Annotated in this window: 22 protein-coding genes, 1 pseudogene and 1 riboswitch; of the genes and pseudogenes, 10 read left to right on the forward strand and 13 right to left on the reverse strand. The window is 69.8% G+C overall.

The genetic code is table 11. From position 1 onward, the window contains the following. Nucleotides 1-291 precede the first annotated feature (291 nt). The gene (gene dnaB, locus ACIP63_RS33260) at nucleotides 292-1,749 is read left to right on the forward strand and encodes a replicative DNA helicase (protein ID WP_181011555.1); all 1,458 of its coding nucleotides are present in this window, start codon (nucleotides 292-294) and stop codon (nucleotides 1,747-1,749) included. Nucleotides 1,750-1,809: 60 nt separating this feature from the next. Here the strand turns inward: dnaB and ACIP63_RS33265 are convergent, their stop codons facing one another. Together ACIP63_RS33265 and ACIP63_RS33270 are read right to left on the reverse strand one after the other, a co-directional pair. Next, nucleotides 1,810-3,300 carry a carboxylesterase/lipase family protein gene (locus tag ACIP63_RS33265; protein ID WP_401523319.1) on the reverse strand — a complete coding sequence of 497 codons (1,491 nt, stop codon included), beginning with the start codon at nucleotides 3,298-3,300 and terminating at the stop codon, nucleotides 1,810-1,812. Between the two features lie 22 nt (nucleotides 3,301-3,322). Then, on the reverse strand, nucleotides 3,323-4,237 hold the full coding sequence (locus ACIP63_RS33270; protein WP_401523322.1) for an MBL fold metallo-hydrolase: 915 nt from the start codon (nucleotides 4,235-4,237) through the stop codon (nucleotides 3,323-3,325). 166 nt (nucleotides 4,238-4,403) lie between these two features. On the opposite strand from ACIP63_RS33270, the gene ACIP63_RS33275 reads away from it, so the two are divergent. Further along, complete coding sequence (locus tag ACIP63_RS33275) at nucleotides 4,404-7,214, forward strand: AAA family ATPase (RefSeq protein ID WP_401523325.1); 2,811 nt, start codon at nucleotides 4,404-4,406, stop codon at nucleotides 7,212-7,214. Nucleotides 7,215-7,273: 59 nt separating this feature from the next. On the opposite strand, the gene ACIP63_RS33280 is transcribed toward ACIP63_RS33275, so the two are convergent. Beyond that, nucleotides 7,274-8,002, reverse strand: a complete 729-nt coding sequence (locus ACIP63_RS33280) for a dienelactone hydrolase family protein (RefSeq protein ID WP_401523328.1) — start codon at nucleotides 8,000-8,002, stop codon at nucleotides 7,274-7,276. Nucleotides 8,003-8,145: 143 nt separating this feature from the next. Between ACIP63_RS33280 and ACIP63_RS33285 the strand changes: the two genes are divergently transcribed. Further along, the gene (locus ACIP63_RS33285) at nucleotides 8,146-9,525 is read left to right on the forward strand and encodes a serine hydrolase domain-containing protein (protein WP_401523331.1); all 1,380 of its coding nucleotides are present in this window, start codon (nucleotides 8,146-8,148) and stop codon (nucleotides 9,523-9,525) included. Between the two features lie 47 nt (nucleotides 9,526-9,572). On the opposite strand, the gene ACIP63_RS33290 is transcribed toward ACIP63_RS33285, so the two are convergent. Genes ACIP63_RS33290 through ACIP63_RS33300 form a run of 3 tightly spaced genes read right to left on the reverse strand, consistent with a single transcriptional unit; the run spans nucleotide 9,573 to nucleotide 11,716 of the window. Beyond that, nucleotides 9,573-10,736, reverse strand: a complete 1,164-nt coding sequence (locus tag ACIP63_RS33290; RefSeq protein ID WP_401523333.1) for a winged helix DNA-binding domain-containing protein — start codon at nucleotides 10,734-10,736, stop codon at nucleotides 9,573-9,575. A 40-nt stretch (nucleotides 10,737-10,776) separates the two neighbouring features. Then, the gene (locus ACIP63_RS33295; protein WP_401523335.1) at nucleotides 10,777-11,229 is read right to left on the reverse strand and encodes a GNAT family N-acetyltransferase; all 453 of its coding nucleotides are present in this window, start codon (nucleotides 11,227-11,229) and stop codon (nucleotides 10,777-10,779) included. A 28-nt stretch (nucleotides 11,230-11,257) separates the two neighbouring features. Then, nucleotides 11,258-11,716 carry a MarR family winged helix-turn-helix transcriptional regulator gene (locus ACIP63_RS33300; RefSeq protein ID WP_393763694.1) on the reverse strand — a complete coding sequence of 153 codons (459 nt, stop codon included), beginning with the start codon at nucleotides 11,714-11,716 and terminating at the stop codon, nucleotides 11,258-11,260. 151 nt (nucleotides 11,717-11,867) lie between these two features. On the opposite strand from ACIP63_RS33300, the gene ACIP63_RS33305 reads away from it, so the two are divergent. Beyond that, a complete protein-coding gene (locus ACIP63_RS33305) occupies nucleotides 11,868-13,106 on the forward strand; it encodes an MFS transporter (RefSeq protein WP_401523338.1) in 1,239 nt (412 codons plus the stop codon). Here ACIP63_RS33305 and ACIP63_RS33310 read toward each other — a convergent pair. The 5 genes from ACIP63_RS33310 to ACIP63_RS33330 form a co-directional block, all read right to left on the reverse strand. Next, nucleotides 13,012-13,518: a DUF2269 domain-containing protein gene (locus tag ACIP63_RS33310; protein WP_401523340.1), complete on the reverse strand. Its 507-nt coding sequence runs from the start codon at nucleotides 13,516-13,518 to the stop codon at nucleotides 13,012-13,014. The genes ACIP63_RS33305 and ACIP63_RS33310 overlap by 95 nt on opposite strands. 119 nt (nucleotides 13,519-13,637) lie before the next feature. Then, on the reverse strand, nucleotides 13,638-14,117 hold the full coding sequence (locus ACIP63_RS33315) for an NUDIX domain-containing protein (protein WP_401523342.1): 480 nt from the start codon (nucleotides 14,115-14,117) through the stop codon (nucleotides 13,638-13,640). 52 nt (nucleotides 14,118-14,169) lie between these two features. Continuing rightward, the gene (locus ACIP63_RS33320; protein ID WP_401523345.1) at nucleotides 14,170-15,066 is read right to left on the reverse strand and encodes a LysR family transcriptional regulator; all 897 of its coding nucleotides are present in this window, start codon (nucleotides 15,064-15,066) and stop codon (nucleotides 14,170-14,172) included. A 312-nt stretch (nucleotides 15,067-15,378) separates the two neighbouring features. After that, complete coding sequence (locus tag ACIP63_RS33325) at nucleotides 15,379-16,503, reverse strand: cystathionine gamma-lyase (protein WP_401523347.1); 1,125 nt, start codon at nucleotides 16,501-16,503, stop codon at nucleotides 15,379-15,381. A 64-nt stretch (nucleotides 16,504-16,567) separates the two neighbouring features. Further along, the gene (locus ACIP63_RS33330) at nucleotides 16,568-16,945 is read right to left on the reverse strand and encodes a phage holin family protein (RefSeq protein WP_401523348.1); all 378 of its coding nucleotides are present in this window, start codon (nucleotides 16,943-16,945) and stop codon (nucleotides 16,568-16,570) included. Between the two features lie 78 nt (nucleotides 16,946-17,023). On the opposite strand from ACIP63_RS33330, the gene ACIP63_RS33335 reads away from it, so the two are divergent. The 4 genes from ACIP63_RS33335 to ACIP63_RS33350 all read left to right on the forward strand — a co-directional run bounded on the left by ACIP63_RS33335 (nucleotide 17,024) and on the right by ACIP63_RS33350 (nucleotide 19,297). After that, the gene (locus tag ACIP63_RS33335; RefSeq protein WP_362927564.1) at nucleotides 17,024-17,341 is read left to right on the forward strand and encodes a cupin domain-containing protein; all 318 of its coding nucleotides are present in this window, start codon (nucleotides 17,024-17,026) and stop codon (nucleotides 17,339-17,341) included. 151 nt (nucleotides 17,342-17,492) lie between these two features. Next, nucleotides 17,493-17,702, forward strand: coding sequence for a DUF5326 family protein (locus ACIP63_RS33340; RefSeq protein ID WP_099173639.1), 210 nt, complete (start codon nucleotides 17,493-17,495; stop codon nucleotides 17,700-17,702). Nucleotides 17,703-17,990: 288 nt separating this feature from the next. Further along, entirely contained in the window at nucleotides 17,991-18,758 is a 768-nt protein-coding gene (locus ACIP63_RS33345; protein WP_401523352.1) for an IclR family transcriptional regulator, read from the forward strand. A gap of 101 nt (nucleotides 18,759-18,859) precedes the next feature. Beyond that, complete coding sequence (locus ACIP63_RS33350; RefSeq protein ID WP_073750747.1) at nucleotides 18,860-19,297, forward strand: SsgA family sporulation/cell division regulator; 438 nt, start codon at nucleotides 18,860-18,862, stop codon at nucleotides 19,295-19,297. A 64-nt stretch (nucleotides 19,298-19,361) separates the two neighbouring features. Here the strand turns inward: ACIP63_RS33350 and ACIP63_RS33355 are convergent, their stop codons facing one another. Then, nucleotides 19,362-20,717: a YibE/F family protein gene (locus tag ACIP63_RS33355; RefSeq protein ID WP_401523354.1), complete on the reverse strand. Its 1,356-nt coding sequence runs from the start codon at nucleotides 20,715-20,717 to the stop codon at nucleotides 19,362-19,364. A 71-nt stretch (nucleotides 20,718-20,788) separates the two neighbouring features. After that, a riboswitch (TPP riboswitch) is annotated at nucleotides 20,789-20,922 on the forward strand. Here ACIP63_RS33355 and thiC point away from each other — a divergent pair. Continuing rightward, entirely contained in the window at nucleotides 20,915-22,708 is a 1,794-nt protein-coding gene (gene thiC, locus ACIP63_RS33360; protein ID WP_401523355.1) for a phosphomethylpyrimidine synthase ThiC, read from the forward strand. (Overlaps the previous riboswitch by 8 nt.) A 74-nt stretch (nucleotides 22,709-22,782) precedes the next feature. On the opposite strand, the pseudogene ACIP63_RS33365 reads toward thiC, so the two are convergent. After that, nucleotides 22,783-23,521: pseudogene (locus tag ACIP63_RS33365) on the reverse strand (class I SAM-dependent methyltransferase). A gap of 350 nt (nucleotides 23,522-23,871) precedes the next feature. Between ACIP63_RS33365 and ACIP63_RS33370 the strand changes: the two are divergent. Continuing rightward, on the forward strand, nucleotides 23,872-24,228 hold the full coding sequence (locus tag ACIP63_RS33370) for a DUF805 domain-containing protein (protein WP_401523358.1): 357 nt from the start codon (nucleotides 23,872-23,874) through the stop codon (nucleotides 24,226-24,228). Nucleotides 24,229-24,243 lie beyond the last annotated feature (15 nt).

Genomic DNA, 24,243 nt, shown 5'->3' on the forward strand with positions numbered 1-24,243 from the left:
AGTTTGTCCACAGTGCTGTCCCCCGGTCCGTGCACAGGATCGGACGAGTTCTCCACAGCATCTGGTCCGTCATCCACATGCCCTGTGGATAACCAGATTGGCTGACGGTGCGGACCGGCCTACCGTGGTGCGGCGCCCGCACTCCGTTCCGGCATGGAAATCCGCAGAACTTGACGCGCCGGAACCGGAGTCGGGCGTCTTGTTTGTCGGTGCCGTGCCGTAAGAAAGAGTGGCACGGCTAGGTCCGCGAAGCGGACGGGAGGAGGTGGCCCGGTGAGCATTCCCGAGCCTTTGGACGATCCCTGGGCCGATGTCGGTCCCAGTGACCGTCTGCCCGTTTCCCGTCAGCGCCGCGGTGAGGGCAAGGGGCGCGACGAGCAGCACGAGCGGGGCCGGGAGAGCGGCTGGGACGGCGGGTCGTCCGGCTTCGAGCGGGTGCCTCCGCAGGATCTCGACGCCGAGCAGTCCGTCCTCGGCGGCATGCTGCTCTCCAAGGACGCCATCGCGGACGTCGTGGAGATCATCAAGGGCCACGACTTCTACCGTCCTGCCCACGAGACCGTCTATACGGCGATCCTCGACCTCTATGCCAAGGGGGAGCCGGCCGACCCGATCACGGTGGCGGCCGAGCTGGTCAAGCGCGGCGAGATCACCAAGGTCGGCGGAGCCCCGTATCTGCACACGCTGGTCCAGTCCGTGCCGACCGCGGCCAACGCGTCGTACTACGCGGAGATCGTCCACGAGCGGGCTGTGCTCCGGCGTCTCGTCGAGGCCGGCACCAAGATCACCCAGATGGGATACGCGGCCGACGGCGACGTCGACGAGATCGTCAACTCCGCGCAGGCCGAGATCTACGCCGTCACGGAGCAGCGGACCAGCGAGGACTACCTCCCGCTCGGCGACATCATGGAAGGTGCCCTCGACGAGATCGAGGCCATCGGTTCCCGCAGCGGCGAGATGACAGGTGTCCCGACCGGGTTCACCGATCTGGACTCCCTGACCAACGGCCTGCACCCCGGCCAGATGATCGTCATCGCCGCCCGCCCCGCCATGGGTAAGTCCACCCTCGCCCTGGACTTCGCCCGGGCCTGCTCGATCAAGAGCAACCTGCCGAGCGTGATCTTCTCCCTGGAGATGGGGCGCAACGAGATCGCGATGCGTCTGCTGTCCGCCGAGGCCCGGGTGGCGCTCCACCACATGCGCTCCGGGACGATGACCGACGAGGACTGGACGCGGCTCGCCCGTCGCATGCCGGACGTGTCGGCCGCCCCGCTCTACATCGACGACTCGCCGAACCTCTCGATGATGGAGATCCGCGCGAAGTGCCGTCGCCTCAAGCAGCGCAACGACCTCAAGCTCGTGGTCATCGACTACTTGCAGCTGATGCAGTCCGGTGGTGCCAAGCGCGCGGAGAGCCGGCAGCAGGAGGTCTCGGACATGTCCCGAAACCTCAAGCTCCTCGCCAAGGAGCTGGAGCTCCCCGTCATCGCGCTGTCCCAGCTGAACCGTGGACCCGAACAGCGCACGGACAAGAAGCCGATGGTCTCCGACCTGCGTGAGTCCGGCTCCATCGAGCAGGACGCCGACATGGTGATCCTGCTGCACCGCGAGGACGCGTACGAGAAGGAGTCACCGCGCGCGGGCGAGGCGGACCTGATCGTGGCGAAGCACCGTAACGGTCCGACGGCGACGATCACCGTGGCCTTCCAGGGGCACTACTCCCGCTTCGTGGACATGGCGCAGACCTGACGCAGGCGGGTCCCGCCGCCCCCACTCTCCGGCGTGGGCGGGCACGACGGACTCGAGGAGTCAGCTCCAGGCCAGTCGTTCCTCGCTACGGGGGTCGTCGACCTGGGTCCACTCGGCGTCGATGCGCATGGTGGCCCTGCGCCGGGTGTCGTACGGGTCCCAGCCTGGGTCGCCGGTCCTGGCGAACCGGATCCAGGTCGCGTGCGTGCGGTCGGCTGTATCCGCAGGGGGAATGCCGGGGCCGAGCAGGGCGGCGGGGCCGTGCAGCCGGGGAAGGTGCGCGAGGTCGAAGACGAAGGGCAGCTCGACCGCGTGGGTGGCGCCGAGCTGTCCGTCCAGGGACCGGGAGCGCCAGGCGAACTCGTAGGCGTAGGTGGCGGACCGAGGCCGGGCGGCATGGGCGCCGGCCAGGGCCCAGCTTCCCGCACCGAACAGCGCGTCGCCCATGACGGCGGAGCGCAGCTCCCCGGAGGACGCTTCAGGGCGTGTCTTGCGGTAGGTGGCGACGAGCTGCTCCGGATCGGGGTGGGAGCGCGCCGCCGCCGCGTCGACATCGGCGGCGGTCGAGGTGGCGTACCCGTCCACCGGGACCAGGTAGAGGTTTCCCTCCTCGGTGTTGGTCCCGATCAGCAGGTCGACGTCGGCGCCGAGGCCTGCGGCGACCGATTCGGCGGGCTGCGTGTCGAGGACGAGGCTGAAGGGGCTCAGCCCGATCAGCGGGTCGTGACGGGTCTCGGTCCGCAGGTCGATCCCGGCGAGCCCGGAGGCGGCCTCGACCAGGCGCTCGTCGGAGATCTCCGCCAACGTGCCGATCGCGGGGGCGATGCCCAGGGCCTCGCCCGCTGCCCGGGTGACGCGGGCGGCCTGCTCGGTGGTGAACGCCCCCAGGCCGCTGCCGCTCTGGACGATCGCCCGGCGGAAGAGGCCCGCGGCTTCGGGGATGGCGAGGACGCCGCCGACGACGGTCGCTCCGGCGGACTGGCCGAAGAGGGTGACGTTGTGCGGATCACCGCCGAAGGCGGCGACGTTCTCGCGCACCCAGCGCAGCGCCGCGACGACGTCGAGCATGCCGCGGTTGGCGGGAGCGCCGGGGACGTCGAGGAACCCGGCGATGCCCAGCCGGTAGTTGAGGGTGACGAGGACAACGCCGTCACGTGCGAAGGAAGATCCGTCGTAGAGAGCGGAACGGGTCGACCCGGCGACGAATCCGCCGCCGTGGACGAACACCATGACGGGCAGGTCCGTCCCTGCGGTGTCGGGTGTGAAGACGTTGACGGTGAGGTAGTCCTCCCCCCGGCTCCATCCGGACCCGAAGTAGGGGGACATGTCCAGGCGGCCGAGCTTGCGCTCGGACTGCGGTGCGTTGGGTCCCGGCACAGTGGCGTCCCGAACGCCGTCCCACGGATCGTGGGGCTTCGGTGGGGCGAACCGGCCGGCGCCGCGGGGCGGGGCGGCGTAGGGAATGTTCATGAAGACGGTGATGTCGCCCCGGCGCAGGCCGCGGACCGCTCCCTGCGCCGTGGTCACGATGGGGCCGGGGTGGTGCTTCATGGTGGTGCCCTTCCTCGGGGTCTCAGTCCTGCTCGGTGTACGGGGCGAAGGGGGCCCAGCCCTTGATGGCGAACTTCTCGCCCTCACGCGCCACTTCGGCGGCGCCGTGACCGCCCAGGTGCGCCGGGATCACGAGTGCGTTGTTGTCGGCCGCCCAGCCGAGCACCTTGCGGCGGGTGGCGCGGGCGCCCGCGGGGTCCTCGCAGAAGCAGCTGTTGACGTCCGGTTCCAGGATCTGCACCGGGCTGTGCAGTATGTCGCCGACGAACACCGCGCGGTCCGTCCCGGAGGTGAGGGTCAGGACGGAGGAACCGGGGGTGTGTCCGGGAGCGGAGTCCAGGCGCAGGCCGGCGTCGATCCGGTGGCTGTTCTCCCACAGCAGTGTCTGCCCGGCCCGGTGCACCGGGGCGACGCTGTCCTCGAACACGTTCTGGTTTCCTCGGCCGAGCAGCGGCTTGTGGCCGTTCTCGGGGTCCCAGAAGTCGAAGTCGTCCTTCGGCATCAGATAGGTGGCGTTGGGGAACGTGGGCACCCATCGCCTGCCGTCCAGATAGGTGTTCCAGCCGACGTGATCGACGTGGAGGTGCGTGTTGATCACGATGTCCACGTCCTCGGGACCGACTCCGGCCCGGGCGAGACCGGCCAGGAAATCCGTCTCGAGGTGGCTCCAGACCGGTGCGTACGGGCGCTCCTTGTGGTTGCCCACGCCGGTGTCGACGAGGATGGTCCTGCCCTCGCTGCGCACCAGCCAGGTCTGGATCGCCGAGTTCACGATGTTGGTGCCGGAATCCAGGAAGTGCGGGGTCAGCCAGGAGGCGCCGTCGTCCCACACCTCCTTCGGGCCTTCCGGGAAGAAGGTGTCGGGCGTCATCTCGACGGAGCCGAAGTATTCCCGTACCCGGGTGATGCTGATGTTGCCGAGAGTGATGTGGTCCATGGGGCGTCCTGGGGGTTCGGAGGATTTCCTGAACCGTACGAGCGGGCTCGGCGGGCGAGGTATCCGTCAGGTGACTGCACCTGGGCGCAGCCGGCGCGGGGGATCGGGCCGCTTGTAGCCTGGGTGAGGCGGCTCCGTACGAAGAGCCACAATTCCTGGAGACCCCGTGGACGAGCGCACAGGCGACCCCGGTGCGGTCACGAGGCCGGTGCCGGATCCGGGAGAACCGCTCGTCGGACGGGACGCCGAACTGGGACGCCTCCTTCGTGCGGTGGACCCGGCGTCGGCCGACCCGGTGCTGATGCTGGTCGGCGGCATGGGTACGGGTAAGAGCGCGCTGCTGGAGCGTGCGGTGCGCCGGGCCGAAGCCGGTGGCGCTCGCGTACTGCATGCCGAGGGCAGCGAGTCGGAGTCGAGCCTGGCGTTCTCCGCCCTGCATCAGTTGCTGCGTCCGGTGTCGGCCGAGGTGGACCGACTGCCGGAGAGGCAGCGCGCGGCGATACAGGAGGCCTTCGGCACAGGGCCGGTCACACGCCGGCAGTCGATCGCACCCGATCTCATGCTCATCGGGGTCGGCGTGCTGAGCCTTCTGTCGGCCCTGGGCGACCGACAACCCGTGGTCGTGGTGCTTGACGACGCGCAGTGGTTCGACCGTGCTTCCCTGGACGCTCTGGCCTTCGTCGCCCGAAGGCTGGAAGGTGAACCGGTCACGATGCTGATCGCCGTACGCGGCGGCGGTCTCCTCCCCGGATTCGACGGCCGAGCGCCGACGCTCACCCTGGGACCGCTCGACAGCGACGCGGCCGACCGGCTACTGGACCTCCAGCCGACGAGCCCCACCGGCCGCGTCAGGGCGCGGATCCTCGACCAGGCAGGCGGCAACCCCCTGGCGCTGGTGGAACTCACGAGGGCGGTCACCGCCCAGGACACGGATGCGGCCCCACCGGCCGCAGGGCCGCTCCCGGTCACTGATCGCCTCGACCGGCTCTTCGTCACCCGTCTGCACGGGCTCCCCGCCGCCACGGCACACGCCCTGCTGCTCCTGGCCGCGATGGACAGCGTCGACTCCTGGACCGCCGTCCCGGCCGGGCTGCCGCACGCCGCGGACGACGTCTGGCTGCCTGCCTCGCAAGCCGGGCTGGTCCGGCGGACCGGCCAGGACCTCCGGTTCCGCCACCCGCTGGTGCGGTCCGCCGTCTACCACGCCGCGTCCTCGGGTGCCCGACGCGAGGCCCACCTCGCGCTCGCCGAGCTGCTGCGGGACGAGCCGGACCGGCGGGCCTGGCATCTGGCCGCCGCCTGCCCGGGCCCGGACGCGGCCGTATCGGCGCTGCTGGAGCGGACCGCCGGCCGGGCTCGGCGCCGCGGCGGCCACGCGGCGGCGGCCAAGGCTCTGCAGCGCGCGGCGGAACTCGCACCGCGGCGGGAGGAAAGCGCACGGCTGCTGGTCAAAGCCGCGTCAGCGGCGGTGCTCACGGGTGACCTCGTCTGGGTGGAGGAGCTGGTCGCCGCGGCACGCGCGCGCACCGACGACCCGTCGCTGCTGGCGTCCGCCGCCGTGCAGGCCGGACGACTGGCGGTCCTGACCGTGCGCCACACCACGGTCTTCTCCCGACTGGCCAACGCCGCCGAGCAGTTGGCGGCCCACCAGCCCGCCGCCGCGCTCGACCTCCTGGCGGGCGCCGCGGTGGTCCGCTTCTACTCCGGAGAGGACACCCAGCGCCACCGCGTCCAGGAACTCCTGGGGCGTATTCCAGAGGCCACCGCACCCGCCGGCTTGCGCATCTGGGCGCGGGCCGTGACGGACCCCTTCACCGATCGGGCCGAACTCGTCTCCCTGCTCCCGCGGCTGGCCGTCGAGGCGGAAACGCGGCCGGAGCAGCTCACCACCCTCGGGATCATGGCGTGGCTGCTGGACGAGACCCCGCAGGCCGTCCGAGCCTTCGACGAGGCGTTCGACCGCTCGCAGGCACAAGGAGGGCTGCCGGAGGGGCTGGGCGGCGCGGTCGCCTGGGCCTACACGGAACGAGGACGGTGGGACCAGGCCCGTGAGGCCTGCGCCCGCACCACCGCGGTCGGCCGAGCGGCCGGCCTGGACCACGCCGTGGCCTGTGCGGCCACCGTGGATGCCACCGTGCTGGCCTACCAGGGTGACGCGGCGGCGGCCCACGCCAGGGCCGAGCAGGCGCTGGCCATGATCGATCCGCTGGAAAGCCGCTCGGTCCTCGTCTACGCCCGTCGTGCGCTCGGTACCGCGGCCGCCGCGGAGGGTGCGTACGAGACCGCGTACGAACAGCTCCGCATGGTCTTCACGGCCGACGGCGCGCCCGTGCACTACCACTCCTCGTACCCTGTCGTCGCGGATCTGGCCGCAGCGGCGGTGCGCTGCGGCCACCGGGAGGAAGCCGCAGCGATCGTCGAGCGCTGCGCTCGGTCGCTCGGGGAGGACGTCTCGCCCCGGCTGCGCGCACTGATCGGCCGGGCCCGTGGCCTGCTGGCCGATCCCGAGGACGCCGAGCCGCACTTCCGGACCGCCCTGGCCGACCCGGTGCTCGAGCACTGGCCCTTCGAACGCGCCCAGACCCTGCTCGACCTCGGTGAGTGGCTGCGGCGTTCTCGTCGCATCGCAGAGGCCCGGGCGCCGCTCACCGAGGCTCTGGAGACCTTCCGGCGTCTCGGCGCCCGCCCGTGGATCGAGCGCGCGCGGGCCGAAGCGCGGGCCGCGGGCCTCGACGTCACGGACACGGCCCCCGACGCCCTCGCCGAACTCTCGCCACAACAGCAGCAGATCATCAGGCTCGCCGCCCGTGGGCTGACCAACCGCGAGATCGGCGAGAAGCTCTTCCTCTCCCCGCGCACGGTCAGCTCACACCTCTACCGCAGCTTCCCCAAGCTGGGCATCACCGCCCGCTCCCAGCTGCGCGACCTTGTCGAGGGCGGCACAGCGGTGGTACGGACGCGCAACGGGGGCGCCTGACACGGGAAGGGAGACAGACTGGAGGCGCGGAAGGGCCGTATGCACTGGCCCGCGAGGTCCTACGACTCCGGCACGGGCAGGCACTCGGCGAGCAGGCCGACGATGTCGCGCCAGGCCCGCCGCGCGTGCTGCGGGTGGTGGCCGACGCCGGGGAGCACGGTCTGGTCCACCGGCGGGTGATGGAAGGCGTGCAGGGCCCCGCCGTAGACCACGAGCCGCCAGTCGACGCCCGCGGCCTGCATCTCGGCGGTGAAGGCGTCCCGTTGCTCAGGGGGCATGATCGGGTCCTCCGATCCGACCCCCGCCCACACGGGGCACCGGATGCGCGCCGCCTCGCCCGGGCGTCCCGTGGTCAGTGCGTTGACCGTCCCGATCGCGCGCAGGTCGACGCCGTCACGCCCGAGTTCCAGCGCGATCGCGCCCCCGGTGCCGTAGCCGACCGCGGCGATCCGGTCGGGGTCGGTCCGTGGTTCGGCGCGCAGCACATCGAGTGCCGCGTGGCCGATGTCCCGCATCCGGGCGGGATCGGCGAGCAGGGGAGTCACGCGCGCCAGCATCTCCTGCGGGTCGGTGAACCAGCGCCCGCCGTGGAGGTCGAAGGCCAGCGCCACGTAACCCAGTTCGGCGAGGGCGTCCGCCCGGCGGCGCTGGAAGTCGTTCAGGCCCGGCCCCTCCGGACCGATCAGGACCGCGGGCCGCCGGCCGGCACCGGCGGGGAGCGCGAGGTGCCCGATCATCGTCAGGCCGTCGGCGGGGTAGTGGACCGTGCGTGTGGTGACCGTCGTCATGAGACGGGACTGTAGTGACGGCCGAGCCCGGCCGGGCCGTCCTTAGCCCCGGGCAGAACGGTGTGGGCCGTTCTTGGCTCCGGGCAGAACGGAGCGGGCCAAATGCGTTCGTCAAGCCGATGAGGCGCAGGTCATGCTTGGGCATGACCTCTTCCGAAGCTCTGCTCCCCAACACCCGGCGTGCCCTGCTGCACCGTGTCGCCACCGCGCAGTCCGAAGGCCGGACCCCCTCCCTCGTCGCCGCGGTGCAGAGGGAGGGGAAGGTCGCCTGGAGCGGTGCCCGCAGCTGCGTGGACGGCCATGAGCCCGATGGCGATACGCAGTTCAGGATCGGCTCCATCACCAAGACGTTCACCGCTGTGCTGGTCATGCGCCTGCGCGACGAGGGCCTGCTGGATCTGGACGATCCCCTGGAGAAGCACCTGCCCGGCACGGACGCCGGGCACCTGACCGTTTTCCAACTGCTGGGACACAGTGGAGGTCTGGCTGCCGAGACACCGGCCCCGTGGTGGGAGAGGACCCCGGGTTCCACGCGGCCCGAGCTGGCGGACGTGCTCGGCGAGAGGCCGCTGATCCACCCGTCCGGCCATGGACACCACTACTCCAACCCGGGTTACACGCTGCTCGGCTCGCTCGTGGAGAGGCTGCGCGGGGAGTCCTGGGCGGAGGTGCTGCGCCGCGAGATCCTGGAACCGCTGGGGATGGACCGTACGACCCCGGAGGCGCATGCCCCCCATGCGGGCGGCTGGGCCGTCCACCCGTGGGCCGATGTCATGATGCCCGAGCCGGCCGAGGACCTCGGACTGATGGCGCCGGCCGGTCAACTCTGGTCGACCACCACGGACCTGCTGCGCTTCGCGGCCTTCCTGGCCCAGGGCGACGAGCGGGTGCTCCATGCGTCCTCGGTCGCGGAGATGCGCGCTCCCGCCGCTCCGCCCGAAGCGGGTGACTGGACCGGTGCGTACGGCCTCGGTCTTCAGGCCGTACGGCGCGCGAACCGCACGCTCCTCGGCCATTCGGGATCACTCCCCGGCTTCCTGGCCACGCTGTGGTTCAGCGTCGAGGACGACGTGGCGGCCGTGGTTCTCTCCAACGCCACCTCAGGCCCCCTGACCGGTACGGTGGCCGCGGATCTCGTGCAGATCGTCGCGGACGCGGAGCCGAGGATCCCGGAGCCGTGGCGCCCGCTGCCCGAGGTCGACGAAGAGCTGCTGGCGCTGACCGGACCTTGGTACTGGGGCACCCAGGTCCATGCCCTGAAGCTGCTCGCGGACGGGGGCCTCGAGTTCCAGCCGTTGCGGGGCGCCGGTCGAGCCGCCCGGTTCCAGGCACGTCCCGACGGGACCTGGACGGGCCTCAACGGCTACTACGCGGGGGAGACGCTCAGGGTCGTACGCGCCGATGACGGCACGGTGGACCATCTCGACCTGGGGTCGTTCGTCTTCACCCGGGAGCCGTACGACCGGAGCGCGGCGATTCCCGGTGGGGTGGACGAGGGCGGCTGGCGAGGGCTCGCCCTCTGAGCGGCGCGGGTCGGTGTTTCACGTGAAACACCCTTGGCGGCACGGAATCAGGCCGTCAGTTCGCGTTCCAGAGGCGTACGGAAGCGTGGGGTGATCCGGGCGTCGCCCGTCCACGCCGACAGCCGGTCCGCCTCTGCCTCGATGAGCTGTGAAGCCTCCCGTCCCACGTCGGACAGCAGGCGCCACACGGGCTCGCCGTCCGCGCGCTGGGCCCAGCCACCCACGATCCCGCCGTTCCACCACACCGTGGGGCCGATGTTGCCGGCGCGGTCGAAGAGTGCGGCTCGATGACCGGTGGGCAGGTGGAAGCCGCGGTCGGCCCAGCCCATCGCGCTCGGGTCCAGGCCCGGCAGCAGGGCAGCCCAGGGCTCGGGGGAAGGTTCGGTGGCGAGATCCCCGGGAGCGACCCAGCCGACGGACCCGTTGTCGAGCCGGACCTCCTCCGCGCCGACGGCAGCCAGGGCCGTGCGTGTCTCACGGACGCCCCAGCCGGTCCACCACTTCAGATCGCCTTCGGTCGCGGGGCCGTAGGAGAGGAGCCAGCGCCTGGCCACGTCCGCCCGGGCCTCGGCGGGGTCCGAGGCGGGCCATGGCTCGGCTGCCGTCCAGCGGAACTGGCTGGAGGTCCATGAACCGCGCGGCCGGTCCCGCCGGATGCGCCCGTCGGCGGCCAGCACCCGGATCACCCGGGTGGCTACTCCCTGCACCGCCTCCTGCCTTGTCCCGGGGAAGAGAGTGATCTTCGTGCGCAGAGCCGGTACGGCCGCCGACAGCTCGCTCCCCGTGGCGTGGCCCCGAGTGGTCAGGGCTGCGAGCGTCTGGAGCTCGGTGTCGGCGAGCCACCGCTCGTCCAGCCCCTGGCCGTCCTCCCGCAGCTGCTTGAGAAGCCGCCGTCGCTCCCTGGCGGCCACGGCACGTGCGCTCGACGCGTCGATGGCGGGTGCGGCCGTCGTGGACACGGTGAACAACGTGTTGCGCATGGAGAGCAGCCGCACCAGTGAGACGTCCTCGTAGAGCGCCCGTTCCACCTCCCCGACCCCGGGGTCTGTCAGCCGCGCGCAGACGGAGAGGAAGACGGTGGCGGCATCGGTCGCGTGCAGGGCGACGACGGCGTCCGCCACCGCGACGGCGGACGTGGCCCGCGCGGACGGCGCCAGCAGATGCCGCCGGCCGAGCCTGATCCTGCGCTGCTCGTCGTCGATGCGGTGCACGTGATCTCCCTGCCTGCCGCGCTGTCCGGGGCTCTGTGGTTCAGAGGGCCAGTTTGAAGCCCACGTGGCTCGCGGTGAAGCCGAGCCGCTCGTAGAAACGGTGGGCGTCCGTGCGGGTGGCGTCCGAGGTCAGCTGCACCAACTGGCAGTCCTGACGCCTGGATTCGTCGACGGCCCACTGGATCAACTGCGTGCCGAGGCCACTGCCACGCTCGTCCGCGTGGACGCGGACGCCCTCGATGACGGAGCGGGTCGCACCACGCCGGGAGAGCCCGGGCACGATCGTGAGCTGGAGGGTGCCCACGACGCGGCCCTGGCGCACGGCCACGGTCAGATGCTGGTTCGGGTCGCCGTCGAGCCGCCGGAACGCGGCGTGGTACGGCGTGAGGTCGTCCGGGGACTCGCGCTGCGCACCCAGCGGGTCGTCGGCGAGCATGGCCACGATGGCGGGGATGTCCGCGGGTGACGCAGGACGTATGTCGAGATCGCTCATGATCGGCAGACTACGCAAACGGGCCCGGTCAGGCGGGGACCTTCAGTGCCTCGACCGTCCGGACCAGCGGGGCGAGTTCCGGGTTCTCGGCAGCCTCGTCGAGAGCGGCGCGCAGCGCGGTGTCGTTGGTCGGCCTCGCCTCGCTCAGTAGCGTGAGACCCGCCTCGGTGACGTCCGTGTAGATGCCCCGACGGTCTGTGTCACAGAGGTAGCGGGTGAGGAGCCCCCGGTCCTCGAGACGGGTGACCAGCCGCGTGGTAGCGCTCTGGCTCAGCACCACGGCATCCGCCACCTGCTTCATCTGCAGGTGTCCACCGGTACCGCTGTGCTGGCGGCTCAGGACGTCGAGCAGGGAGAACTCACGCGCGCTGAGGCTGTGGCGGGTCTGCAGGGCCCGTTCGATGCGGGCCTCGATCTTCCCGTGGAGAAGGGAGAGGGCGCACCAGCTCTGGGCGAGGGCCGTCAGGGCGGGATCTGTCGCTGTCATGGTCTCTCCTCCGTCGGGAGCCGCTTCCCTCAGCTGCTTCCCTCCAGGATAGGGCACACACGCAATAGCCCGCGCTTGCAATTAAAGAGCGTACGCAATTATTGTGGACGCTCGTAAGGCGCAGACGCAATCTTTCAGGAAGGTTCCACCCATGCCGCTCGCGCTCCTCGCCCTCGCCATCGGGGCATTCGGTATCGGCACCACCGAGTTCGTGATCATGGGGTTGCTTCCCGATGTCGCGGCGGACTTCCACGTCTCGATCCCGACCGCAGGCTTCCTGGTCACGGGCTACGCCTTGGGCGTGGTCCTCGGCGCTCCGCTGATGACCGCTCTGGGCACCCGGGTGACCAGAAAGCGGATGCTGATGCTCCTGATGGGGCTCTTCGTCGTGGGGAACGTGGTGTCCGCACTCGCCCCGAGCTTCGGTGTGATGCTCACCGGACGGGTGATCGCCTCACTCGCCCACGGCGCCTTCTTCGGTATCGGATCAGTCGTCGCGGCGGATCTGGTCGCTCCGGAGAAGAAGGCCGGCGCCATCGCCATGATGTTCACCGGGCTCACGGTCGCCAACGTCGTAGGCGTCCCGCTGGGGACCTTCATCGGTCAGACCCTCGGCTGGCGCATCACGTTCTTCGTCGTCGCGGGGCTCGGCGTCCTGGGCCTCCTCGGCGTGGCGAAGCTCGTTCCTGAGCAGCCGAAGCCTCAGGGGGTGCGGATCCGCCACGAACTGGCCGCGTTCCGCAATGTCCAGGTGCTGCTCGCCATGGCGATGACGGTCCTGGGCTTCGGCGGCGTCTTCGCGGCGATCACCTACATCACCCCGATGATGACGGAGACCGCCGGCTTCGCGACGTCCTCCGTCACCTGGCTGCTGGTCCTCTTCGGGCTCGGCATGGTCGGCGGGAATCTGCTCGGCGGGAAGTTCGCCGACCGCCATCTGATGCCGATGCTGTACGTGTCGCTCGGCGCCCTGGCCGCGGTGCTGGCCCTGTTTACGCTGACCGCGCACAACAAGATCGCCGCCGCGGTGACGATCGTCCTCATCGGAGCTCTCGGCTTCGCGACCGTTCCGCCGCTCCAGAAGCGCGTGCTCGACCAGGCGGCCGGCGCTCCCACCCTGGCCTCCGCCGTCAACATCGGGGCCTTCAACCTCGGGAACGCGCTCTCGGCGTGGCTCGGCGGCATCGTGATCGCGGCCGGGTTCGGCTACACCGCGCCCAACTGGGTCGGCGCCGCCCTCGCAGCGGCCGCGCTGCTTCTGGCGGTGCTCTCCGGTGTGCTCGAACGGCGCTCGGTCACCCCCGGTCGGCAGGTTGCCGCGCATGCTCCTGACGCAGCCGTCGGCCCCGGCGAGTCGGTCCCCACGGCTTCAGTACCGATATCGCGGTGATGAAGAGGTACGTGGCCGTGGCCACCGAGGGTGCGATCACCAGATCGATGTCTGTTGCACCCCGGGCCGCGGCCTCGTTGATGCCCGGTCGGAGCGAGAAGACCGACAACCCCGCGGTGATCAGAGTCAGCCAGAACTTCGTCCAGACCCAACGGTGTCTTGCCAGGCCCCACGGGGTGCCGAGCGCCAGGAGCAGACCACTGAGAAGGGACAGCAGGGCGACCGGCACGACGAGCCAGTCACCGAAGACCTTCATGGCGCGGGTGGCCGCCTGAGCCATCGCGGCGTCGTGGGTGAGGAACGCGGTGAGGCCGAGAGTCAGCAGCCCTACGGTGAGGCCCAGCCAGCTCACGGATACCGCTACGTGGGCGACGAGGATGCTGCGGCGCACAGGACGCTTGAGTGGTTTCACGTGAAACACGGTGCCAAGCGCGGAGTGAGCGGTCATCTGACAGCGGGAGTATCCCTGGCTACTGGCCTCGGCGTAGGCGGGGGGCGTCCCGCCTACGCCGCATGTCCTCTCCGCCCGTCTCAGCCCAGGTCGGGTGCGTGCATCGCCCGTACGCCCTCGATGTTGCCGTCCAAGTAGTGCCGCAGCGACAGGGGCACGAGGTGTACGGCCGCGATGCCGATGCGGCTGAAGGGGACCCGGACGATCTCGTACTCACCGCATGGTTCGTCGATTTCCGGTCCATGGCGACGCGACGGGTCCATCGAGGCGAGCCGGCAGACGAAGAAGTGCTGCACCTTCACGCCTTTGACGCCGCCGCCGGCGATATGTTCGACGGTGTCCACGAAGCAGGGCACGACATCGACGATCTTGGCGCCGAGCTCTTCATCGACCTCGCGGTGCAGTGCGTCGACGACGGTGTCGTCCTCCGGTTCGACTCCGCCACCCGGCGTGAGCCAGTACGGATCGACACCGGGCTTGGTGCGCTTGATCAGGATGAGGTCATCGCCGTCGAGGAGGACGGCGCGTGCTGTGCGCTTGACCACTGGACGTTCGGTCATGGCAAGAGAGTGGCCCGGGAAACCCGATCTGAAACTCCTGTCGGCCGACCGGTCACCAGTCCACGGCAGCACGCACGAGCCACTCGTGCGCCCGCGCGATGTGCGGGAGGCCGAGTGTGCCGGTCCTCGCGATGAGGAAGTACGTGCGCAGCGGTGGCACCGGAGGGTCCAGCAGCGCCACGACCTCCCCCCGCTCCAACGCCTCCTCACACAGATAGCGCGGCAGCACGGCGAGGCCGGCACCCGCTGCGGCGCACTCCAGAACCGCGCGGAGGTCCGGCGCGATCACGGCGGCGGACGCCGCGGGGCGGCTGTCGAAGACCGTCGCCCAGTAGCGGGAAACCAGGGGAAGGCTCTCGTGCACCTCGACCACCGGCAACTGCTCCAGGAGTACGGAGCCCTTGTGACGCAACGCGCCGGGACCCAGGCGCCCTGCCCAGCGCGGCGCCGCGACCAGGACGTGCTCCTCGTCGCAGAGGGTGGTCGACGTCAGCAGCCCACCGCGCGGCCGGGCGGTGGTGATGGCCAGATCATGATGTCCGGCCGCCAGCCCTTCGAGGGTGTCCTCGGGGTTCGCGACGAAGGTGCTGCGCAGCGCGAGCCCCTGGGAGATCAGCGGAGTGAGGGCGGGCAGAGCCCGTACGGAGGTGAACTCCGGGGGGCCCGCCAGGTGCAGTGTGCGTGCCCCCGCCTCCGCGTCGAGCTCCACCTCGACGATGTCGACCAGGGCGTCCAGGTGAGGGGCGGCCCGGTGGGCCAGCTCGTCGCCGACGGTCGTCGGAGTCACCCCGCGGGCCCTGCGCAGGAAGAGCGGACGGCCCAGCTGACGCTCCAGTGCGCGTATCTGCGACGTGACGGCCGGCTGGGACAGCCCGAGCAGGGCGGCGGCCCGGGTGAACGATCCGGCCCGGTGCACCGTGACGAATGTGCGCAGCAGGGCCAGGTCCATGGTCCGCCCCCTCCGCCCTCGCGCACACTGTGCCGTCCCGCACCGTCCCTCACGACGGCCCCAACTATAAATATGTCGATAGGCCGCTGTCGCTACTGTGATTGGACACTGACGCAGAGTCAACTAGCCTTGTCCAAGCGGTTCTCGGCGCAGGAACCGGGGTGGTCCGAGTCACGAGGGGGGAGGCTCGGACCACCCGTCCGGAGCAGGACCGGTCCGGTTGACGGGGACGCCCGACCCGGACCGGTCCTGCCGGGACCGAAGGGCCCCGAAGAGACCCGAAGGGCCCCGAATGGGCCCCGAAGGGAAAGGTCAGCGCACGGAGGCGTCCAGCGCGCGTTCCACGTCCGCCAGCAGATCCTCGGGGTCCTCGGCTCCGACCGAGAACCGGATGAAGCCCTCCGGAACCGTGTCCCCGCCCCAACGCGCCCGGCGCTCGGCCGTGGAGCGTACGCCGCCGAAGCTCGTCGCGTCGTCCACCAGGCGGAGCTCGGACAGGAACCGCTCCGCGGTGTCCTTGTCCGCCAGCACGAACGAGACCACGGAGCCGAAGCGCCGCATCTGCCGCACGGCGGTCGCGTACGAGGGGTCCCCGGGCAGCCCCGGGTACCGGAGCCCCGCCACGTCCGCCCGCTCGGACAGGGCCTCGGCCAGCGTCAGGGCGGTCGCGCACTGGCGGTCGGTCCGCAGCTGCAGCGTGGCCAGCGAACGGTGCGCGAGCCAGGCCTCCATCGGGCCGGGGATGGCGCCGACCACCTTGCGCCAGCGCCGCACGCCGGCCGCGAGTTCCGGGTCCAGGCAGCTCACATGGCCGAGCAGGATGTCCCCGTGCCCGGTCATGCCCTTGGTGTCACTGGCCACCGAGAAGTCCGCCCCGAGTTCGAGGGGACGCTGGCCGAGAGGGGTGGCCAGCGTGTTGTCGACCGCCACCAGCACACCCGCGGCGTGCGCGGCCTCCACCAGCCTGCGCACGTCACAGACGTCGAGGCCGGGGTTGGAGGGGGTCTCGATCCACAGCAGCTTCGCTCCGTCGAGCAGCTCCAGCTGCGCGTCTCCGCCGGTCGGCGCGGTCCGCACCTCGATCCCGTACGCCTCCAACTGCTCCCGCACCAGGGGGAGCGCCTGATAGCCGTCGTTCGGCAGGACCAAGACATCGCCCGTCCGCGCCTGGGACAGCAGCACGGACGAGATGGCGGCCATCCCGGAGGCGAAGACCGTGGTCTCGACCTGCTCCCCCGGCGCCTCCAGCTCGCCGATGGCGCGCTCCAGGTGGGTCCAGGTCGGATTCGTCTCCCGGCCGTAGGTGTAGGGGCCGACCGGCTCGCCGGACAGATGGAAGTGCGCGGCGAAGACCGGGCCCGGAAGCGTGGGCTCGTACTGCTCCGGTTCGGGAAGGCCCGCCCGTACGGCCCGTGTCCCGTCGCCCGTGGTGCTCATGTCACTACCTCATCTCTCCCCGGCGTCCACCGGTCCGTCCTGCACTGTGTCATCAAGGGGTGGATCAGTCCTCGTCGGGGAGCACCACGTTGAGCGCCCACGACACCACCGAGATGATGAGCCCGCCCAGGACCGCGGTCCAGAAGCCTTCGACATGGAAGTTCACGTCGATGACGCCAGCCAGCCACGAGGTCAGCATCAGCATGAGGGCGTTGACCACCAGCGTGATCAGCCCGAGCGTCAGGATGAACAGGGGCAGGGTGAGCAGCTTCACCACCGGCTTGACGATGAAGTTGACCAGGCCGAAGAGCAAGGCGACCACGACCAGGGTGAGCACCTTGCGTCCGGTGTTGTCACCGGTCAGCGTGATGTCCTGGAGCAACCAGATGGCCACGGCCAGCGCACCCGCGTTGGCGATCGTCTTGACTACGAAATTCTTCATGTGTCTGATCGTGGCAGACATGATCTGTGGCGGACACCGCCGGAACAGACCGGCACGGGTGCGAGGGGCGGACGGACGATGAAGGCATTCAGGCTGGACGAGCTGGAGGCGGAACGCGCTGCCAACGACGGCGCTTACCTGCAGTTCATCCGGGAACGCAACATGTCCGTGGGCCTGTACGCCCTGGACGCCGGCGCCCTCGATCCGCAGCAGCCGCACAAGCAGGACGAGGTCTACCTCGTCGTGAGCGGCCGCGCCGCGATCACGGTCGGTACGGAGACCACGCAGGTGGCGCGGGGGAGCGTCGTGTACGTGCCCGCGGGAGCCGCTCACAAGTTCCACCACATCACCGAGGACCTCAGGGTGATGGTGATCTTCTCGCCGCCCGAGGGCTGACCCGGTTCTCCCGGGGGCCGGGCCCCTCGCGTCCCGATGTTCCCTAGGGGATCGCTCAGGGGACTTCAAGGGCTACCGGGCGCCCGCCGGCCACCCCCGCGCCCCTAGCATCGAAGCAGGAACTCACAGAGACGAGGTAGCGGCGATGGCGGTGCGGGAGATTTTCGCGGGGATGCCCTGGTGGGTGAAGTGGGTCGCGGTGCCTCTCATCGCGATCGTCGTGTTCGGCGGGCTGATCGCCAGCGTGGTCGGGTTCGTCATCGGACTGCTGTTCAAGGCGCTGGTATTCGTCGTCCTCGTGGGCGGACTGATCTTCGTCGTGCGGAAGTTCATGTCCTCGTCCGAGCGCAGCGACTGGTAGGAGGCGCGGCCGGACGCCCGGTCACGCGGTGTTCCGAAGACCACGCGACGGCAACGAGATTCGGCGATTAGCCCAGCTGAGCTAAGTCGCGGTCGAAACCTCACTCGTGACTGAACGTACGGATACAGTTGCGTACCGCTGCCGCCAGCTGGGAAATGACGGTCCGTCACCATCCTGCCCAGTGGTTTGTGCGACCGTCCGGTCTCCGGACCCCAGGCTCGCGGCGGGCCCGTGGGGGCGGCCCCCGCGGGTGGGCCGAGAGCCCGTCACCATGCCTGGGGGTGACCTGTGACCACGGCATCGAGTACCGCTGTCCCGACGTTGATCGGTTCGGTTCAGCGGGCGTTGAGACTTATGGAGGCAGTGGGCACCCACCGGGACGGGGCGCCGGCCAAGCAGCTCGCCCGGGAGGCCGGGCTTCCCCTTCCCACCGCCTACCACCTGCTGCGGACCCTGACCCATGAGGGGTATCTCCGCAGGGAGAACGGCGTCTTCCTGTTCGGAGCCGCGGCCGAGCGCCTGGGCGGAGGCCCCGCGACGCCGCGTCCCGGCGTGATCGTCGAATCGCTCGCCCACTGGGCGGACGTCATCGGTGCCCCTGTGTACTGCGCCCTGTACAAGGATGGCGAGATCGAGATGGTCGCCGTGGCGGAGACGCCGGCCGTCCCCGCGGTGCACGAGTGGGCCTCGTTCCGCGAGACGGGCCATGCCCACGCCCTCGGGCAGTGCCTTCTGGGGCAGCTCGACGAGCGTGCGCGCGAGGATCATCTGGACCGGCACCCGGTCCGGCCGCTGACGCGTTACTCCGTAAGGGACCGTCAGACCTTGCTGAACCGGCTGAGATCGATGAAACGTACGGAACCTGTCGTCGAACGGCAGGAGTACGCCGTGGGAACCGTCTGTGCGGCCATTCCGATCACTGTCGGTTCCGCCGTGGCGGCCATGGCTGTTTCTCTCCCATTGCACCAAGAGGAACGGTTGCTCCCCGCAGTCGAACAACTACGCTGCGAAGTGACCACGCTCTTGCGCTCGTTCGTGTTCTCTATCAGTATCTGAAAAATCACTCCTTGTGATCTGCTATCGCGTGCACCACGATGGCGTCAATAGGGCCATGGGGGATCATTCCTGGCCAGTTTCATCTACTGCGGGGTTGAACGATGCGCGAGTCGGTTCAAGCAGAGGTCATGATGAGCTTCCTCGTCTCCGAGGAGCTCTCCTTCCGTATTCCGGTGGAGCTCCGGTACGAGGTCAGTGATCCGTATGCGATCCGGATGACCTTCCACCTGCCAGGTGACGCCCCCGTCACCTGGGCATTCGGCCGTGAGCTGCTGCTCGACGGTCTCAACAGCCCCAGTGGTGACGGCGATGTGCACATCGGCCCGACCGAGCCCGAAGGGCTGTCGGATGTACACATCCGCCTTCAGGTCGGCGCGGACCGTGCGCTCTTCAGGGCCGGCACGGCACCTCTTGTGGCATTTCTCGACCGGACGGACAAGCTGGTGCCATTGGGGCAGGAGCACACGCTGGGTGACTTCGACGGCAATCTGGAAGAGGCGCTGGGCCGCATCCTCGCCAAGGAACAGAACGCCGGCTGAAGAAGGAAGATCCGGCTGACCACCGAGCACCGGTGGCCCGGGTCCATGCGTCCGGTGCCCCGGCTCACGCCTTGCGGCGTCGTCCCCTCCCGGTCCGTGCGGGTGCAGGAGCTCCGGCTTCCGCGCCGAGCCCCGTGCGGTCCGCGGAGACCACCAGGGCCGCGAGCACCGTCGTCACCGGCACCGAGGCGACCAGGCCGATCGATCCGATCAGCGTGCGGACGATCTCCTCGGCGACCAGCTCACTGTTGGCCACCGTGCCCACGCTGCTCTGTGCGATCGAGAACAGCAGCAGCAGGGGGAGTGCCGCGCCCGCGTACGCGAGGACGAGCGTGTTGACGACCGAGGCGATGTGGTCGCGCCCGATCCGGATTCCGGCCCGGTAGAGCCGGCGCACGCCCATCGTCGGGTCCGCCTGGTGCAGCTCCCAGACCGCCGACGTCTGGGTCACAGTCACGTCGTCGAGCACACCGAGCGAGCCGATGATCACACCGGCGAGCAGCAGGCCGCTCATGTCGATGTCCGGGTACAGGCCGTGGATCAGGCCGGTGTTGTCATCCGTGTTCCCGGACAGGCTGGCCCAGCCGATGAAGAGCGAGCCCAACAGCCCGATGAGCAGCAGCGAGATGAGTGTGCCGATGACGGCCACGGAGGTGCGGGCCGTCAGTCCGTGGCAGGTGTAGAGGGCGATCAGCATGATGGCGCTGGCCCCGATCACCGCGACCACCAAGGGGTTCGAGCCCTGCAGGATCGCCGGAAGGATGAACAGGGTCAGCACGGCGAAGGAGACGGCGAGAGCGATCAGGGCCATCAGACCGCGCAGCCTGCCCACCGCGACCACCACGAGGGCGAAGATCCCGGCGAGCAGCGCCATCGGGAACGAGCGGTCGATGTCGGTCACCGAGTACTGCAGGTCCCGGGGTGCGTCGGGTGCGTACGCGACGACCACCCCTTGGCCCTCGCGCAGTTGCCGGGGAGCGTCGGGCTGTACGACCTCGACGAACGTACGGCCCTCGTCCTTGCCGGTGGTCACCTCGACCGTGGCCTTCTTGCACTCCCCCGACTGCTCGTTGACGGCTTCGCGTCCCGACGCGGTGGAGGTGTCTCCGGTGGGCGGTACCTGCGAGGCGTTGACGTCCGCGCAGTCGACCGCCACGACCTTGGTGACCTGCCCGTCCTGGGTCTGACGGTCGAAGCCGACCCCCGTGCGCTCATGGGCGGGCGCCCCGCCCGGCCAGAAGGCCACGAGGCCGACCAGGACCGCGGTGGCGAAGGGGATGAGCACGGCCGCGATGACCTTGCGCAGATGCTTGGACACGGGTGCGGCAGGCCCGTGGCTGTGGGTGTGGCCGTGCGCATGACTCTGGGTGCTGCCTGCTGCGGGGCCGTGGGGTTCGGGGGCGCTTCCGGGGGACGTCACCCTGCGATCATCCCAAGAACAGGGGAGGCCCTCTGGCCAGCACGCCAGAGCGGAGGTTAGCGTGGAGGCACATTTGTACACGCGGGAGCTCGGAGCACCGGGCTGAGAGGGCGCTGACCTCCGTATATCCGTACGGGACACGCTGCGCCGACCGCCGAACCTGTTACCGGGTAATGCCGGCGTAGGGAGTAGGTCTCATGACCACAGCGGACGCACGCACGCCTGCCTCGAAACAGAACGCCCAGAACGCGGAGGGCGAAGAGGCCGGGAAGTCCATCGGCTGGCACAAGGGTTACGTCCAGGGCTCACGCCCGGATCTCCGGGTGCCGGTCCGTCAGGTGCACCTCACCAACGGCAAGGACGTGACGCTGTACGACACGTCCGGGCCGTACACCGACCCCACCACAGACACCGACGTGCGCCGGGGGCTCGCCCCTCTCCGGGAGAACTGGATCATCGCCCGGGGGGACACCGAGGAGTACGCGGGACGGCCCGCGCGTCCCGAGGACGACGGGCTGAAGCACACCTCGCCGAGGGGCGGTCTGCGCAACCTGGACGCGGTCTTCCCCGGCCGCCCGCGCCAGCCCCGCCGCAGCCGCGACGGCCGGCCCGTGACACAGCTCGCGTACGCCCGCCGGGGCGAGATCACCCCGGAGATGGAGTACGTCGCGATCCGGGAGAACGTCGGACCCGAGGTCGTGCGCGAGGAGATCGCGGCGGGCCGGGCGGTCCTGCCGGCCAACGTCAACCACCCGGAGATCGAGCCGATGATCATCGGCAAGCGCTTCCTGGTGAAGGTCAACGCCAACATCGGCAACTCCGCGGTCACCTCCTCGATCGAGGAGGAGGTGGACAAGATGACCTGGGCCACCAAGTGGGGCGCCGACACGGTCATGGACCTCTCCACCGGCCGCAACATCCACACCACCCGCGAGTGGGTCCTGCGCAACTCCCCCGTGCCGATCGGCACCGTCCCGCTCTACCAGGCACTCGAGAAGGTCGACGGCCGGGCCGAGGAGCTGACGTGGGAGATCTACAAGGACACCGTCGTCGAGCAGGCGGAGCAGGGCGTCGACTACATGACGGTGCACGCCGGCGTGCGGCTGCCGTACGTCCCGCTGACGGCCCGACGCAAGACCGGGATCGTCTCGCGCGGCGGTTCCATCATGGCCGCATGGTGCCTGGCACACCACAAGGAGTCGTTCCTGTACGAGCACTTCGAGGAGCTCTGCGAGATCCTCGCGGCGTACGACGTGACGTACTCGCTCGGTGACGGGCTGCGTCCCGGCTCCATCGCCGACGCCAACGACGAGGCCCAGTTCGCCGAACTCCGGACGCTCGGTGAGCTCAACACCGTCGCCAAGCGGTTCGGCGTACAGACCATGATCGAGGGCCCGGGGCACGTCCCCATGCACAAGATCAAGGAGAACATCGACCTCCAGCAGGAGATCTGCGAGGAGGCGCCCTTCTACACGCTGGGCCCCCTCACCACGGACGTCGCACCGGCGTACGACCACATCACCTCGGGCATCGGCGCGGCGATGATCGCCTGGTGGGGGACGGCGATGCTCTGTTACGTCACGCCCAAGGAGCACCTGGGGCTGCCGAACCGTGACGACGTGAAGACCGGTGTCATCACGTACAAGATCGCCGCTCATGCGGCGGACCTGGCCAAGGGGCACCCCGGGGCGCAGGAGTGGGACGACGCCCTGTCGGACGCCCGGTTCGAGTTCCGCTGGGAGGACCAGTTCAACCTGGCGCTCGACCCCGACACCGCGAGGGAGTTCCACGACGAGACGCTGCCGGCCGAGCCGGCGAAGACGGCCCACTTCTGCTCGATGTGCGGGCCGAAGTTCTGCTCGATGAAGATCTCGCACGACATCCGGCGGGAGCACGGCGACGACCAGGCCGTGATCGAGGCGGGGATGGCGGAGAAGTCCAGGGAGTTCGCGGCGAGCGGCAACCGCGTGTACCTGCCGCTGGCGGACTGAGCTGCTGACCGTGGCGGGGGCCCGTGGAGCCCCGCCACGGTCCGGTGGCGCACCGCCTGCCGGCCGTCCGGTTCTCACGGCGTGGGCGGCTTCCTCCACACGGAGACGTGCGACCTGCTGGACGCCGTGAACGGCGCCTCGGTCCAGTCGGCCCACCGCTCGGACGGCTCCAGACCCGCGAGCTCGGCCATCAGGTCGAGTTCGGCGGGCCAGACGTAGCGGTGGGGCGAGAGGAACGTGGAGACCCGGCCGTCGGCGATCGAGTAGTGGTGCGAGACCACCTGCTGCTCCACCAGGTCGTACGTGTCGAAGCCGACGTGCCGCTCGCCTACGTGGATCGGCCGGGAGGTCTCGCCCGGTGGCAGACGCTGCAGTTCGGGGATGAAGACCTCGGCCACGAAGCGGCCGCCCGGTGTCAGATGCTCCGCGGCGTTGCGGAAGCACGCGACCTGCTCGCGCTGGGAGAGCAGGCAGGTGAGGGCGTTGTAGACGACGTAGACCAGGCTGAACGTGCCCGGAGCCCCGGGCGGTGCTCATGTCTCCGGCGGTCACGGTGATGCCGTCGGCACCGCGCTTCCTGCCGAGCTCACGTGCCATCGGCCCGGACTTCTCGATTCCCGCCACACGGACCCCCCGCGCACTCAGCGGAAGCGCGACCCGCCCCGTCCCGACGGCGAACTCCAGCGCGGCACCGTGGCCCGCGCGGCGCTCGAGGAAGTCGACCGTGGGGACCAGGACTTCGGGTGTGTACATGTGGGCGGAGGACTCGTCGTAGCTCTGCGCTACCCGGGTGTTCCAGATGTCCGCATCCATGACCCCGAAGGCTGTCACGCGGCCGAGCCGAGGGGCCATCGGATTTTCCCGGACCGGACCGACGTACGGAGTAGGGCCGTGCAGGAACAGGCGTTTGTCTGATCGTCAGATTGCGGCGATAGAGCATGAAGCGTTCCCACAATGGCTGGTTCAGGCCGTTCAGGACCGTCCTGTCGCACCCTCGAGGAACTTTCGGCGTCAGTATGGACACGGCTGTGCAGCAGGTCGATGTAAGTTTCCGCGGCAGCCCGAACGCAGTTGACCGTTTCCTTATCTGTGCTTTACCTTCCGCTGTGCTTGGCCGAAATTGGTGTGCGTCCCGAACGGGGGCGCCAGGGGAGGGAAGCACAGTGAACTGGTACCTGGCTGTACTCAAGAACTACGCGGGCTTCGGCGGGCGTGCGCGCCGCAAGGAGTACTGGATGTTCGTACTCTTCAACTTCATCATCGCGGTCGTCCTGAGCCTGCTCGGCCTGGCCATCGACTCGCAGATTCCTTACATCATCTACCTGCTGGCCGTGATCATCCCGACGATAGCCGTGGTCGTGCGCCGCCTGCACGACACCGGCCGCTCCGGCTGGTGGATCCTGATCTCGTTCGTCCCGCTCGTGGGCGGCATCATCCTGCTCGTCTTCATGTGCCTCGAGGGTGTGCGCGAGGTGAACGAGTACGGCCCGAACCCGAAGCTCGCCCCGCAGGGGATCTGAGCTCCTCACCGGGCG

Origin of the sequence: Streptomyces sp. NPDC088746 (genome assembly GCF_044751065.1) — a bacterium.
Taxonomy (GTDB): domain Bacteria; phylum Actinomycetota; class Actinomycetes; order Streptomycetales; family Streptomycetaceae; genus Streptomyces.